This window comes from Mucilaginibacter sp. (assembly GCF_039921305.1).
Lineage (GTDB): Bacteria > Bacteroidota > Bacteroidia > Sphingobacteriales > Sphingobacteriaceae > Mucilaginibacter.
The window spans coordinates 1-14,682 of the sequence record NZ_JBDSCA010000012.1 but is presented as its reverse complement, the minus strand read 5'-3'; the positions used below and the strand labels follow the sequence as shown (position 1 = coordinate 14,682).

The 14,682-nt window shown below is 42.0% G+C and carries 10 protein-coding genes and 1 pseudogene; 1 reads left to right on the top strand and 10 read right to left on the bottom strand.

Going from position 1 to position 14,682, the window contains the following annotated elements:
- Nucleotides 1-56: 56 nt before the first annotated feature.
- Together ABIN91_RS02020 and ABIN91_RS02015 are read right to left on the bottom strand one after the other, a co-directional pair.
- Nucleotides 57-584, bottom strand: coding sequence for an adenine phosphoribosyltransferase (locus tag ABIN91_RS02020; protein ID WP_348047910.1), 528 nt, complete (start codon nucleotides 582-584; stop codon nucleotides 57-59).
- Nucleotides 581-1,444 carry a helix-hairpin-helix domain-containing protein gene (locus tag ABIN91_RS02015; RefSeq protein ID WP_348047908.1) on the bottom strand — a complete coding sequence of 288 codons (864 nt, stop codon included), beginning with the start codon at nucleotides 1,442-1,444 and terminating at the stop codon, nucleotides 581-583. Before ABIN91_RS02015 ends, ABIN91_RS02020 begins: the two co-directional genes overlap by 4 nt.
- Nucleotides 1,445-1,499: 55 nt before the next feature.
- On the opposite strand from ABIN91_RS02015, the gene ABIN91_RS02010 reads away from it, so the two are divergent.
- Nucleotides 1,500-3,257, top strand: coding sequence for a lysophospholipid acyltransferase family protein (locus ABIN91_RS02010; RefSeq protein WP_348047906.1), 1,758 nt, complete (start codon nucleotides 1,500-1,502; stop codon nucleotides 3,255-3,257).
- A gap of 165 nt (nucleotides 3,258-3,422) precedes the next feature.
- On the opposite strand, the gene ABIN91_RS02005 is transcribed toward ABIN91_RS02010, so the two are convergent.
- The 8 genes and pseudogenes from ABIN91_RS02005 to ABIN91_RS01970 form a co-directional block, all read right to left on the bottom strand.
- Complete coding sequence (locus ABIN91_RS02005) at nucleotides 3,423-6,704, bottom strand: carboxypeptidase regulatory-like domain-containing protein (RefSeq protein WP_348047904.1); 3,282 nt, start codon at nucleotides 6,702-6,704, stop codon at nucleotides 3,423-3,425.
- Between the two features lie 530 nt (nucleotides 6,705-7,234).
- Nucleotides 7,235-7,738: an Mpo1-like protein gene (locus tag ABIN91_RS02000; protein ID WP_348047902.1), complete on the bottom strand. Its 504-nt coding sequence runs from the start codon at nucleotides 7,736-7,738 to the stop codon at nucleotides 7,235-7,237.
- A gap of 116 nt (nucleotides 7,739-7,854) precedes the next feature.
- A complete protein-coding gene (rny, locus tag ABIN91_RS01995) occupies nucleotides 7,855-9,420 on the bottom strand; it encodes a ribonuclease Y (protein ID WP_348047900.1) in 1,566 nt (521 codons plus the stop codon).
- A 233-nt stretch (nucleotides 9,421-9,653) separates the two neighbouring features.
- Nucleotides 9,654-9,944: a cell division protein ZapA gene (locus ABIN91_RS01990; protein WP_348047898.1), complete on the bottom strand. Its 291-nt coding sequence runs from the start codon at nucleotides 9,942-9,944 to the stop codon at nucleotides 9,654-9,656.
- A gap of 22 nt (nucleotides 9,945-9,966) precedes the next feature.
- On the bottom strand, nucleotides 9,967-10,257 hold the full coding sequence (locus ABIN91_RS01985) for a hypothetical protein (RefSeq protein WP_348047896.1): 291 nt from the start codon (nucleotides 10,255-10,257) through the stop codon (nucleotides 9,967-9,969).
- Nucleotides 10,258-10,466: 209 nt separating this feature from the next.
- Nucleotides 10,467-12,866 (bottom strand): phenylalanine--tRNA ligase subunit beta, encoded by a 2,400-nt coding sequence (gene pheT, locus ABIN91_RS01980; RefSeq protein WP_348047894.1) that lies wholly within the window; start codon nucleotides 12,864-12,866, stop codon nucleotides 10,467-10,469.
- 130 nt (nucleotides 12,867-12,996) lie between these two features.
- Nucleotides 12,997-13,248: pseudogene (locus tag ABIN91_RS01975) on the bottom strand (SDR family oxidoreductase); the annotation flags it as partial.
- Between the two features lie 120 nt (nucleotides 13,249-13,368).
- Entirely contained in the window at nucleotides 13,369-14,451 is a 1,083-nt protein-coding gene (locus ABIN91_RS01970; RefSeq protein ID WP_348047892.1) for an IS110 family transposase, read from the bottom strand.
- Nucleotides 14,452-14,682 lie beyond the last annotated feature (231 nt).

The following is a 14,682-nucleotide window of genomic DNA, read 5'->3' as shown; positions in this document are numbered from 1 at the left end:
TTATTTAAAGATATTTATACACTTAATATGCAAGCATAAAAAATATTAAATTATTTTTAGTAGTTAGCCAGCACCACAATATTATCAGATATCGGTCTGATATTCTCTTCGCCTTTTAAAAAGCTTAAGCCAACTACAAACGAAAATCCGGCAACGTGGCCACCCATTTCTTTGATCAGATCGCTTGTGGCGGTAACGGTGCCGCCTGTGGCTAACAAATCATCGTGAATTAAAATATGGCTTCCTGCTTTAAAGGCATCGGTGTGCAACTCGATAGTTGCTGTGCCGTATTCTAATTCATATACTTTTTGTTTTACGGTAAAAGGCAACTTGCCTGCTTTGCGCACGGGAATAAAAGGTACACCCAAACGCATGGCTATCATCAATCCGAACAAAAAGCCACGGCTCTCAACTCCGGCAACGGCATCAATGCGCATTCCTTTAGCACGATCAACAAAGGTATCAACAATGTTTTGGCAAAGCTGATGATCTTGCAGTATGGTGGTTACATCTTTAAATATAATGCCCGGTTTCGGAAAATCATGCACATCGCGTATGGCAGCTTTAATTTGTTCTTCTATCATTTGTATTTTAAATAGGGCGCAATTTTACGCAAAATTTCATCATTGAGCAGCGCAATATCGTGCAAATCGTTTGCCGATTGATAATTGCCATGTTGCTTGCGGTATTCAACAATGGCATTCATTTGTTTAAAGTTGAGGTACGGAAATTGCCGCAACTCATCAACAGTCACTTTATTGATGTCTATCTTAGTTATCTTGCTGGGGTTCAAAGTGAGCTGTTTAGCAAAGGCATGATACTTAGCCGAATCGATACCATAGATCTCCATCAACTGCTCTTTATTAATAAACCCGCCTAATTGCTTGCGGTAGTTCACAATCCTTGCGGCGAAGGATGCGCCTATGCCTTTCAGCTCTGTAAAATGAGCAGAATCGGCTGTGTTGATCTCAACCATAGTTTCACCTTTCATGGTGGATTCGCCTTCCGGCAGATCAATGTAGGATGCCAGGCGGGTATAATCTTCGGGCGTTATGGTGTACATCTTTTTCACATCGGCTTTGGTATAAAAACGACCGCCTTTGTTTTCGTAATTTTTGATGCCTTTTGCTTGTCGTTCACTTAATCCTAATTTCTTCCATTGCTCAATAGATAAACCATTGGGATTAAATTTGAACATTACCGGGCGAAGTTCCTTTACGTCATCGGCAGGATTAGCCGATGCATACGTATCCTCGCCTCCCTTAGCAGTTTTAACCTGCGCTATGGCTTTTTTAAATTCGGCAAGGTCCATTGGTTTATCTTTGTGGAAATATTGCAATGCGTATGGCGCGGCAAGTACCAGCACAATGAGTACCATAAGCACCACCATGCCATTCCACTCCTTTTTAGTTATTGCAAAGTAATTTTTGAAAGCCTTTATCATTAGGTTGAATAGGCAGGGAAATTATGAATATTTTTGTAATACCTATAAAAACATAATGAAGATAATTACCCGCGACGAATTTGCCAAAGCCACTAAATTAGATAAGCTACATATGCCGGGTTTAGCTGCACTCCTAATGGAGATCATGAAGATTAACCAGGTGAACGACCTCTTCGCGCAAGCCCAGCCTAAACAAGGGCCCGATTTTGTTGATGCCATTTTAGAAGGCTGTGGTGTAGATATTGAATTTGATGAGAAAGAACTGAAGAACATTCCAGCCGATGGCGCTTTCATCGCGATAGCTAATCACCCTTATGGCGGTATTGAAGGTATGGTTTTGCTCAAAATATTGTGCATGGTTAGGCCCGATGCGAAACTAATGGCTAACTTCCTGCTTAAAAAGATACCTAACCTGAGCGATTACTTTATAGCCGTTAACCCTTTCGAAAACATAGATCATTCATCCAGCATCAGCGGTATTAAAACTACGCTCGAGCTTTTAAGGGATGGCACACCTATCGGCATCTTTCCGGCAGGTGAGGTATCAACATACCAGTTTGAAGCTCACCAGGTAACCGACAGGTTATGGCACCCGGTGGTTGGCAAAATCATCGCTAAGGCAAACGTTCCGGTAGTACCTATTTATTTCCACGGTAATAATGGCCTACTCTTTAATCTATTGAGCCTTATTCACCCTGCCTTGCGCACGGCTAAACTACCATCAGAGTTATTCAACAAGCAGGGCCATACCATTAAGCTACGCATAGGTAAACCTATTGAGGTGAGCGATATTAAACGCTATGGCGGCAACAATACCAAGCTGCTTAACTTTCTGCGTGCCAAAACTTATGCATTGGGTACGGGTTTGGATGAACACAAAAAGCTATTTAACCCGCGCAACCTGTTCAAGATCAAAAAACATCCCAAAGAAATAGCGGCAGCTATCAATCCTGATATTTTAGAAACTGAGGTTAGCAAACTACGCGACGAACACCTGATCTGGACGGAAAAAAACTACGAGGTATTCATCGCGCCAACATCGGCTATCCCAAACATCATTCTCGAAATTGGGCGCTTACGCGAAATCACCTTCCGCGAGATTGGCGAAGGCAGTAACAAAAGCATCGATCTGGATGAGTACGATATTTACTACCATCATTTATTCATCTGGGATACCGAAGCCAGGCTGATTGTAGGCGCTTACCGTATTGGCATGGGCGACGAGATATTTTACAGTATGGGTAAACGGGGTTTCTATACCGCCGAGTTGTTCAAGATCAAAGGTCAGTTTACGCCGGTGCTAAAAAAGAGCCTTGAACTGGGCCGCTCATTCATCCGCCAGGAATACCAGCAAAAGCCTTTGCCGCTTTTCTTGCTCTGGAAGGGTATTCTTAAATACCTCATTGATAATCCTCGTTATCGTTACCTTATCGGTCCGGTAAGTATCAGCAACAGCTTTTCGCAGTTTAGCAAGTCGTTGATCGTTGATTACATCAACCGCAATCACTTTGATCACGATATGGCTCAGTATGTAAAGCCACGTAAAAAGTTCAAGGTTGATTTTTCGAGCATTGATACCGATGTGCTGTTACAAGGGCAGGATACCTTTAAAAGCCTTGATGCGCTGATATCCGAAATAGAGACCCACCACATGAAAGTTCCGGTTTTACTAAGGCAATACATCGCCCTTAACGGCAAGATCATCTGCTTCAATATTGACCCTAAATTTGCCAACTGCCTCGATGGTTTCCTGGTGCTTGATTTGGAGAAAGTACCGCTGGAGATGCTGGAGAAGCTGGGGAAGAATCTTTAGTCTTGAGCCTTGAGTTGGGAGCCTTGAGTCAAGAACAAATCATGAAAATTTACAGTCCAAAATATTGATCTTAAAACATAAAGGCCGATCGAACTAAGTTCAACCGGCCTTTTATTATTTGTCCAATCAGACTCAAGACTTTCGGCTTGAGACTTCAGACTAAAATTAGAAGCTATAACGAATACCCAATTGCATTTGGTAACGTGAGGTCAACAAATCAACTTGGTAAGGTGTACCCGGATCGGTCCAGGTGTAGGTTGGGTTTGTTGTTGATACATTTGCAAAAGCCGGTGTAACTTTTGCTGCTAAACCAACACTGGCTGTTGAATTGAAGGTATTTGATGAGAAGTAATAATGTCCCCAATCTTTGTTCAACAGGTTGGTTAAGTTAATGATATCGTAAGTAATGGTAATAATTTGTTTGTGCTTGGCACCAAAGTTGAAATCCTGAGTAAAGCGGAAATCTAAATCGGTATTCCAGGGTGTATGAGCGGCATTCCGCTCGGTAAATTGACCACGGCGTGAGCTTAGGTACGGATTGCTGTTAATATAACCATCAAATGCAGCAGCGTTTGCAGCTTCGGCAGCCGATGGCGTGTTTGGTGTAGTGCTGAACAACTTAATGGTTTCGCCTGAATTTGGAATATAAGCTACACCAACTTTTTGACCTGTACCATCAATGGTGGTATTATAGAAACCATAGGTATATGGATTACCAGATTGTGCGCTAAAGAAGAAAGTAAAGTTTGAAACCATGCTCTTGTTATCACCATAAGCTAACCTGTAGTTCACGGTTGATACAATGCGGTGGCGGATATCAAAGTTTGAATAAGCAGCCTGTGGATCATTTGGATTACCAGCCTGGTTTAACTGCCAGTTAGATTCCATTGAGTTACGGATACCGTTGGTAACATCTTTCGATTCGCCGTAAGTGTAGGCCACATTAGCATCTAAGCCAAAGCCAAACGATTTTGCTGCCTGGCCAGTGATGCTGTAACGGTGCCCCTGGTTGGTGTTTGATAATAAGTAAGCGTTGGTAAACCTGCCAGCATCAACCTTTGCACCCGAGAATATGGGTTGTACGTGGTTTACATCGTATGGATAGTATGCCACGTTATCAACAGTGTTTACTTGCTGGAATTTCAAATCGCGGATCACATCGGTATAGATACCTTCTAAAGTGAATTTCCATTGATTTTGTGTTCTAATGTCAAAGGCTAAGTTTGTTCTCCAAACCTGTGGCATTTTAAAATTGTTATCAATAAGATCCACCTGAGTTGGACCACCATTTTGTGTAGTTGGCTGGGCTTGTTGCGTAGCAAAATCTAAACCGCCGTTTGGAGAGGCGTGTATTAACTGGCCCGGAGTAAAGGCATTAAAGGCTTTTTTATCATAAGCTCCAAAAGTTTGGCCATTATTATAAAACGCGTAACCAAACCATGCAAAAGGAACACGGCCGGTAAATGTACCTGTACCACCACGGATGATCAGGCTTTGATCGCCCATAGCATCAAAATTGAAAGACACACGCGGGTTGATCTGGATATTACCTAAATAGTTGTTGGTTATATCTTTGGGCTTGGTATAAGTAAAGGTTGTGCCATATAATGGATCAGCAGTAGCATTGATAGTTTTATCGCTCAAAAACTGCTTGGTAGGTACATCGGCATAATCTAAACGGATACCTGCTGTAATTTTTAAATTATCGGTAGCTTGTATTTCATCCTGAGCGTAAGCGCTTAACAGGTTTACGTTAAACTTAGCCGATGGATTAGCCAAAATGGTAGCACGGTCGTTAGCTTTATAATCAGTAAAGTAGTAATTGGTACGTACTTGCGATGGACCGAAAGTAGCGCCATTTAAACCTGTAAACTTATCAATGCTGCTAAAGTTTACACGGCCGTTCCACGCGTTCACAAAGTTGTATGTAATATCATAAAACTCGTTGTGTGTACCAAAAGTAAAGGTATTGATACCTTTCGTCCAGGTAACATTATCTGTAAACTCCATTACCTTTTGGTGCATATCAAAAATAGCGGCTTCGCGGTCTGTCCCTAAAAATATGGTAGTACCTGGTGTACGGCCGGTAATTTCTATCTGCGGTAACGATGGATCAGAATTAGGATCGCGGTAATCATGAACGTTTGAGTAACCAACCAATAAGTTGTTATTCCAATTATTCGAGAACCTTGATTTTAACTCGGCAACAAACGATGTTGAGTTATTGTGCGATGTATAGTCAATACCGCTAAAACGGAAGTTTGCATTATCGCGCTCTAAGTTGGTAGCGTTAGATATAATGGTATTGTTACGTAAGGTAAGCTGGTTTTTATCATTGATATTCCAATCCAAGCGGTTAAAAAATTTGGTTGAGTTGGAGGATATCGTTGTGTTCTCGTAAGTACCCGGGTCAATACCACCGGTATATACTTTAAACGCCGCGGTAATATCCTTGGCATCCTGCAAAGAAAGTATCGTTGCAGAACCCGCGGTACCTGCACCGCTGATCACGTCGTCAGTTCTGCGGGCAATTTCTTCGTTAGTGAAAAAGAATAACTTATCCTTGATCAAAGGGAAACCTAAACGGAAACCTGTATTAAAATCTTTAAACTTATCAAGGTTTGAACCGTCGCCACCAACGTTAGTAGGTACGTTGTTAGGGCCAGTCATGAAAGCGCCCCGGCCATAACCGTAAACCGAACCGGTAACCGTGTTTGTACCACTGCGTGTTACCGCGTTAATACTACCACCCAATACGTTACCAATTTTAATATCATAAGGGGCAACAAAAACCTGCACATCCTGAATCGCGTCTAACGATACCGGGCTTGTACGTGTACTGCTTCCTACCGAACCGCTTTGGTTGGTTTGACCACCTAATGACGGGCTGAAACCGATGGCATCATTATTAATGGCACCATCAAGCGTGATGTTGTTATAACGGAAGTTACTACCCTGGAAAGAGTTGTTAGCGCTTTGCGGAGTGATACGGGTAACGTCCTGCAAGCTGCGGTTAATTGATGGCAACCTGCGTAAAGTAGCTGCATTAACATTAGTACCTGCACCGTTTTTAGTTGGCGTACCGGTAATGTTAACCGCTTTAAGTTCGGTTGCGGCATCGGTTAGTTTAAAGTTGAAAATAATACCACCTAAAGTAAGGTTGATATTAGTTCTTTCTTCTTTTTTGTAACCAACAAAAGAGGCTGTAACCGTGTACGGGCCACCCGCGCTCATGTTAGGGATTGAATAACGGCCATCAGGGTTTGTTTGTGCACCATATTTGGTACCGTTACTTGTGTTTACTGCCAGTACGGTTACGCCCGGTAGCGGCAAACCCTTCTGGTCAATAATTTTACCGCTTATGGTAGCGGTAGTTATTTGCGCATTGGCTATACCCGAGATGCCGAGTATAATGCTGGTTAAAACGATTAGATAAAACTGCTTCATTTGTGTTTGATTGATTGAGCACAAAGGTTGCCTTGATAGATTAAGTTGATGTTAAAACAAAGTTATTTTTAGAGGAAATAAGGGGCCTTATTTTAATCTGATTTGAACACTTTGTTTACACAAACTTAACATTGAGATTAGATTTGAGTATTGATATGTGAGATTTGAGACCCAATAACTGCCCTAACCACAATAACAATTTGTCGGTATTTATCGGTGTTCTGATGAGTTAGATTTGACAAGTTTCAAAAAGTTGTCAAATCTTTATATGCTAACATCCAATAACCGCAATAACAATTTTGTCGGTATTCGCATAATAAAAAATCTCTGTGAATCTTTGTATTTAAATACCTTCGTCACCTCTGTGGTTAATTCAAATCAATAACCAGGCTAACAAGCCCATCGGTATTTATCGGTGTTTTAAAAGAACTATCGCCCTTAGTCGGCAATAGCTACAATATAGCGAAATTTCAGGAGAATCGCAAATTCTATCTTCCGGACTTCCCGACTTCCCGGACTTACAGACTATCTTAATACCTAATCTTCAACCGCAATAAAATAAAGTGCAGCAACCATATTGGCCCTATCAGTAAAAACTTGATATCATCAAAAAACGAAGGTTTCTTGCCTTCTATCTTATGCCCAATAAATTGCCCAACCCACGATAGCACAAAAATGGCCAAACAACTTTGCCATAATTGCGGCCCACCCAAATGCGCCCAGGTTTCCAATTCAATAATAAGGTAACTAAAGGCAAATACCAGCAGTAACATACAGTACGATAACACCGGCGATAGCCTGTAATAATAGTATATCGCGAAAGCGATCAAGAAAGAGGCCCAGTTCACAAAGCCATTATACCGCCCTAAAAAACCAATGTGCGGAAACGGTATTGACCATACCAACCCCAGCAAACTAAACACAATAAGTGGAACGCAGATCCAATGGATCAACTCATTCGTATGGTTTTGGTGGCTCTCGGCGTATTTGTCGAAGTAAACATCAACTTCTCGTTTTTCAACTTTGCTCGGCATAACGGTATAATTGGTTCAATAAAGTTAAATACAATATCAGCAATAAAAAAAGCGACGAGAAACTCATCGCTTATATTTTAAAGTCCTCTCTTTTGGAGAGGGTTGGCTGAGGCTTCTTACTTAGCAAACGCTACCGACCTGGTTTCCCTGATCACCGTAACCTTGATCTGGCCAGGATAGGTCATCTCGGTTTGGATACGGTTTGAGATATCGGCAGCCAATATTTCTGATTGTGCGTCGCTTATCTTTTCACTTTCAACCACAACACGCAATTCGCGGCCGGCCTGTATAGCGAAGGTTTTTTCAACACCAGGGTATGATAAGGCCAATTCTTCCAGTTCTTTCAAACGTTTAATGTAGCTTTCAACAACCTCGCGGCGTGCACCAGGGCGCGCTCCCGATATCGCATCACAAGCCTGAATGATAGGCGATATCATGCTCGTCATTTCTACCTCGTCGTGGTGGGCGCCAATGGCGTTACAAACTTCGGGGTGTTCTTTATATTTTTCGGCCAGTTGCATACCTAAAATCGCGTGTGGCAATTCCGGGTTATCATCAGGCACCTTACCAATATCGTGTAGTAAACCGGCACGTTTAGCCATTTTTACGTTAAGGCCCAACTCAGCAGCCATGGTAGCGCAAAAGTTTGCTACTTCGCGACTGTGCTGTAAAAGGTTTTGTCCGTATGATGAGCGGTAACGCATCCGGCCCACCATCCTGATCAGTTCAGGGTGTAAACCATGAATACCTAAGTCAATTACGGTACGCTCACCTATCTCAACAATTTCTTCTTCAATTTGCTTTTTGGTTTTCGCAACAACCTCCTCAATACGGGCAGGGTGAATACGGCCATCGGTTACCAAACGGTGCATCGCCAAACGGGCAATCTCGCGCCTAACCGGGTCAAATCCCGAAAGGATAATGGCTTCCGGAGTATCATCAACAATGATCTCGATACCGGTAGCGGCTTCCAACGCACGGATGTTACGGCCTTCCCTGCCGATGATCCTACCCTTAACTTCATCATTATCGATGTTAAAGATAGATACCGTATTCTCGATAGCGCTTTCGGTAGCGGTACGTTGTATGGTTTGGATAACTATCTTTTTAGCTTCTTTGGTAGCAGTCAATTTAGCCTCGTCAACAATATCCTTGATCTGCATCATGGCTTTGGTACGGGCTTCTTCGCGCAAATTATCAACCAATTGGTTTTTGGCTTCCTCGGCAGATAAGCCTGCAATGCTTTCCAATTGCTCAATATGCTGATTTTTTAACGCTTCAACTTCTTCCTGTTTCTTTACAGCGATCTCGGCTTGTTTTTCAAAGTTCTTTTTAACGTTCTCAACCTCCTGGTCGCGGCGGGTAGCGTTCTCCAGTTTTTGGTTTAGCGATTGCTCTTTTTGTTTCAGACTGTTTTCACGCTGATTAAAAGCATTGTTTTTGGCATTTAGTTCTTGCTCATGCTCACTTTTTAGTTGCAAAAATTTCTCTTTGGCTTCAAGCATGCGGTTCTTCTTTAAAATTTCGGCATTGTTTTCTGCCTCTTTTAAAATTTTCTTAACCTTATTTTGAGCGTTTACTTCCTGATCTTTAAAAAGCTTCCTCAACAGGAAGCGGCCAAGCAGGAAACCTGCTCCCCCCCCCAGCATCAGGGCGATGATAACGATATATATCGAATCCATAATTGTATTATATAATTGGTATAAATAAAAAAAACCGCAACTAAACTCTAAGCCTCATGTATTATTAAACTTCATTTATGTATTGAAAGCCGGATCATCGTTAGGTGGCGTGCCAAATAACGTATATCCTCATCTGCCTTCATTGATATTGAAGCGTTAAGTTTATAAATAGTGAAACTTAAAATTTAACTGCGGTTAAATCTTAAAATGCTCTGATATGATAAAGAACGTTATTACTTCGAAAAAAACTGATTCAACAAACTGTCCAGCTGATAAACCTTCTCCGCTACCTCCGTATCTTCTACCCCTACCCTCTTCTCAGCCTTCAGGGCCGATGTAGCGTAGTGTAGCACACACATGGATAGCAGGTCTTGCTTATCTTTAACCGCATAATTTTCCTGGTATTCTTTTACCCGGTCGTTAATTAGTTTAGCCGCTCTGCGTATTATTTCTTCCTCTTCCATGTTCACCTTTAAAGGGTAAACTCTGTCAGCAATATTTATTTTTATGGAGATTTCTCCCATTGAGCTGTTTCACTTTTTCGTATTACTTTTTGAGCAATACAATACACTTATCTATTTCCCGCACAAATTCGTTAATTTTTTGCTTGATGTCAAGGTTTTTTTCATTTGTTTCTGAAAACGACTTGGCAAGCTTCAATACACGAAGTTTTTCTTCAAAATCTTTATTCTTTTCTTTACTCGCTGTCAACGCCACCTTTAACGATTGATTTTCAAGCTTCATCAAATCATTTTCCTCCTGTAAAGCGCCACAAAGCTCAATTAACCGCTCTGTTTTATCTATTACTTTACTCAGGTGATCAGCTAACACAGCCATTTATTATTATTCGTTATTGGGTTTTGTTAATGTTTTTGTTGATCTATTGAATCTAAATTAATTAAGTGTGCGCCTTATTTATTTTATCGACTAATACCTCACTACAAATATCAGATAAATTTAACAACATATTAACTTAATCACAAATAAGTAACCGGTAAATACCAACATGCTAATTAGGTTCCCCCTTTAGGGGGCGGAGGGGGGCTCTACTTGCGTATCTCCGCTCCCGCTTCTTTATTGAAATTATAGATCAGTTTCTGCATAACGCCATCTATCGCTTTATCGGTCAACGTTTTTTCTTCATCTTGGATGGCAAAGCTTAACGCGTACGATTTTTTACCTTCAGGCAGTTTATCGCCCTGGTAAACATCAAACACATTCACCGCCTTTAACAATTTGCGCTCAGTTTTTTGCGCGATGCTTTTCAATTGCTCAAAAGATACCGATTGATCAACAAGCATAGACAAATCACGCCTTACCGCCGGGAACTTGCTTACCTCCTGGTAAACTATCTTATTCTTCTTCACTAAGCCTATCAGCACATCAAAGTTAAAGTCTGCATAAAAAACTTCCTTATCTACGTCAGCCTTTTTAAGAGAAGCCTTGCTTACCGCGCCAAAGCTCACCAGCGTTTTGTTACCACGATTGTATTTCAGCCCGTAAGCAAAATTAGCATCGTCAGTATCGGTTAAGGTATAGTCGGACACACTAAGGCGCTCCATCAAACCATCAACAATAGCTTTCAAATTATAAAAGGTAGCGGCGGTGCTTTTTGCATTCCAGTTCTCGCCCTGTTTGGCACCAGTTAAAAACACCGCGAAGCGGGAATTTTCAATATACTTTTCGTCGCGCAGGTTATACACCTTACCAAACTCGTAAAATTTCAGATCGGCATTTCTGCGATTTTGGTTATAGGCTATAGCTTCCAGGCCCGAGTACAGCAAAGTCTGGCGCATAATATCCAGATCACTGCTCAATGGGTTCAATATCTTAACCGCCTCATCAATATTTTCGGCGTAGGCAGCTTTGGTTAGCGAATTGGATAAGATCTCGTTAAAACCGTTAGCCGATAAAATATCCGAAACGGCATTCTGTATCGTATCCTTATCCGGGCGACCGGAAGTATTCAGCGAAGCCCTGATCTGGGTAGGTATCTCAATATTGTTATAACCGTAAATACGCAATATCTCTTCAATCACATCCACATCGCGGGTAACATCCACACGGTACGGGGGTACTTTTAACGATAAACCTTCGGCAGTTTCGCCGGTGATCTTAATATCCAAAGCCACAACAATGGCTTTGATCTCGCCATGAGGGATTTGTTTACCGATCAGCCTATCTACATGTGCGTATTCTAATTCCACCTCGAATGGTGTAACCGGGGCCGGGTAAAAATCAGATATCTCTGATGTTATCGTACCACCTGCAACTTCCTTAATTAACAGCGCGGCATACTTCAAGGCAAATACCGTCATATCCGGGTCGGTACCACGCTCAAACCTGAACGAAGCATCGGTTTTTAAACCAAAACGTTTTGATGTTTTACGTACAGATACCGCGTTAAAATAGGCGCTCTCTAAAAATATATTCTTGGTAGTTTCACTTACGCCACTTTCGGCACCGCCAAATACACCGGCTATGCACATTGGGCCTTCGGCGTTACATATCATCAGGTCATCCGCGTGAAGCTTGCGCTCCACATCGTCCAGCGTTTTAAAGATAACTCCTTCTAATCCGGTTTTAACTACAACCTTACCGCCTTTAATGGCGTCCACATCAAAAGCGTGCATGGGCTGGCCCAAACCATGTAAAACATAGTTGGTAACATCCACAATGTTATTGATAGCACGGATGCCGATAACGGCCAGTTTCTCTTTCAGCCAGTTTGGTGAATCTTTAACTTCAACCCCCGAAACAGTCAAACCAGAATACCTCGGCGAAGCATCGGCATTTTCAACCACCACCGGAATGGTGAGGTTGGTATTATCCACCTTAAACCCGCTTACATCAGGCTTAATAATTTCTATTTTTAAAAAGGCCGCTATATCCCTCGCCGTACCCAAATGCGAAGCCGCGTCGGCACGGTTTGGCGTTAAGCCTATTTCGTATAAATAATCGTCGTTCAGTTTAAAATAGTCTTTAGCTAATGACCCTACTTCGGCATCAGCGGCAAGCTCCATGATACCCTCGTGCGATTCGCCTAAGCCAATCTCATCCTCGGCACAGATCATCCCTAAAGATTCCTCGCCCCTAATTTTTGATTTATTGATCTTAAAAGGCTCGCCTTTGGTGGGGTACACTGTAGCGCCAACAGTAGCCACAACTACCTTTTGGCCCGCAGCTACATTAGCCGCGCCGCATACAATTTGCAGGTCTTCGCCACTGCCAACATCTACTTTAGTGATGCGTAACCTATCGGCATTAGGGTGCTGTGCGCACTCTTTCACATAACCAATCACCAAACCCTCTAAACCACCGGGCACAGCCTGAACTTTCTCTAAACTTTCTACCTCCAAACCTATCGCGGTTAGTATGGTTGAAAGTTCCTGAGGGGTTTTATCTGTATTTATAAACTCTTTAAGCCAATTGTAAGATATCTTCATTAGATGGAAACGATAATCGGCAAATCTACACTTTTGAGCCGAAACCAGAAAGACAAAAAGGCAAGCAAAAGGGCAAATAAAAAGGGCGGCAAGTTAATTGCCACCCTTTAAAAAAACTAAAAATCACCTATTAAAATCTACTGAAGCCACCGTCAAGCACCAGATCGCCACCTACCATAAATTTGGAATCGTCTGATGCGAGGTATAAAAATCCTTCGGCTATTTCTTCAACATTACCTAAACGCTTGATGGGTGTGATATCGGCCATGTAGGTTTTCATGCCATCTATCTCCTCTGCTGTTGCCCCGTTACGGCCAAATATTGGTGTTTCGACTGGGCCCGGAGAAAGTACGTTTACACGGATGCCCCTATCCAGCAAGCCTGCCGTAAGGTACTGTCATTAAAAACAAGTTTTTTTGAATATATTTTTTCTATTAAATTTGCATAGCGAAAGAAGGCATACGTTGATTCTTTGACGGATGACTATCTTGTGTAGCCCTGGTTATGCCGGGGCTACTTCATTAAGCTGGCCCTCTGGGGCCAAAGCGAAAGAAGGCACCGTCTCCTCATTTCCAGATGTGGTTAATTTTGTATGTGGTTTGAATGCTTCGTTCCTTTTCCATAACGTATAAATTAAGGCCAGTAATTTTTTCTGTACCGCTACATAAGCTTTCATCTTTTGTTGTTGTCGTTCGAGTAGCCGCTCAAAAAAGGGTTTAAAGTTTCCTACATCATAGCGGATCATATTAAAGGCTGGCATGTGCATTGCCCGCCTGATGTGGCTGTTGCCTTTCTTTGATATCCTGGTTTTTCCACGATGATTCCCCGATTGATTTTCAACGATATCGTAACCGGCATAGCTAATGAGCTGTGCGATAGATTTAAACAGGGCGAAGCCGTTAGTTTCGCCAAGTATGGTTGCTACTGTCATGTAACCCAAGCCCTTTATATCAATGATATGGTCTACCTTTTTAGCCACATCAGAATCACTGTAAAGATGATCATGAATTTCCTGTGCTGTATCGTCAAGTTGTTTTTCCAGTGTAACAATCAACTTTTTAAGCTGTTTAATCACACTTTTACTGCTGTAAATGCTATGTTCATCAGCGTGGAGCTGGTTATTGATATTGGTTTTCAATTCCTGCAGACTTTGATGATGGCGCGTTAGCGCACGCAATTTATAAAAGAAATCCGCCATTGGCTGCCATTGTTCCAGGCACTGTTCGGCAGCCATACGTGCAAGGCCGGCAGCATCAATCTTATCATTCTTGCTTTTCAAACCAAGGGCCTGCATGTATTTTTTTGCCTTATTAGGCAATACTACTGACACACTAAACCCCGCTTTAAATAAGGATAGCGCACACTTTTCATAATAAACGCCGGTAGCTTCCATTACTATAGAAAGTGCTATTTCCTTTTCTTTACAGTGTTGGGTGATCCAGGTCAGTACCTCTTTAAATCCCTGCTGATTATTGGTGAACTTACGGGTTGCTTTAATTTTAACCTGCTGGTTTTTGTCAATGGCCGAAAGGCATGCGTGGAAATCCCCCTTGGAAATGTCCAGCCCGAGTGAGTACTTTAACATAGTGTTGTTATTAATGAAAGTAATAACAGGATCTCTTTATACAGCCTTCTCTCATAGTTTTATACAGGATGATAGGAACCTTATGCATATCTCCTTAAGTACTGTTCTGGCTTTGTAAAAAGGAAACTAAGGGCAGGTCTCTCTTGCGGTCAACATCCAATATTGGTGCTTAAATCGCCTCCTTTCAACTTGCTGCCCTTAGTCCTGTTTTATTATCTACAAAGATATGAG

What these genes read in the sequence shown, in the direction of transcription:
- ABIN91_RS02020 (WP_348047910.1), bottom strand. Translation starts at nt 584, where the DNA reads ATGATAGAAGAACAAATTAAAGCTGCCATACGCGATGTGCATGATTTT.
- ABIN91_RS02015 (WP_348047908.1), bottom strand. Translation starts at nt 1,444, where the DNA reads ATGATAAAGGCTTTCAAAAATTACTTTGCAATAACTAAAAAGGAGTGG.
- ABIN91_RS02010 (WP_348047906.1), top strand. Translation starts at nt 1,500, where the DNA reads ATGAAGATAATTACCCGCGACGAATTTGCCAAAGCCACTAAATTAGAT.
- ABIN91_RS02005 (WP_348047904.1), bottom strand. Translation starts at nt 6,704, where the DNA reads ATGAAGCAGTTTTATCTAATCGTTTTAACCAGCATTATACTCGGCATC.
- ABIN91_RS02000 (WP_348047902.1), bottom strand. Translation starts at nt 7,738, where the DNA reads ATGCCGAGCAAAGTTGAAAAACGAGAAGTTGATGTTTACTTCGACAAA.
- rny (WP_348047900.1), bottom strand. Translation starts at nt 9,420, where the DNA reads ATGGATTCGATATATATCGTTATCATCGCCCTGATGCTGGGGGGGGGA.
- ABIN91_RS01990 (WP_348047898.1), bottom strand. Translation starts at nt 9,944, where the DNA reads ATGGGAGAAATCTCCATAAAAATAAATATTGCTGACAGAGTTTACCCT.
- ABIN91_RS01985 (WP_348047896.1), bottom strand. Translation starts at nt 10,257, where the DNA reads ATGGCTGTGTTAGCTGATCACCTGAGTAAAGTAATAGATAAAACAGAG.
- pheT (WP_348047894.1), bottom strand. Translation starts at nt 12,866, where the DNA reads ATGAAGATATCTTACAATTGGCTTAAAGAGTTTATAAATACAGATAAA.
- ABIN91_RS01970 (WP_348047892.1), bottom strand. Translation starts at nt 14,451, where the DNA reads ATGTTAAAGTACTCACTCGGGCTGGACATTTCCAAGGGGGATTTCCAC.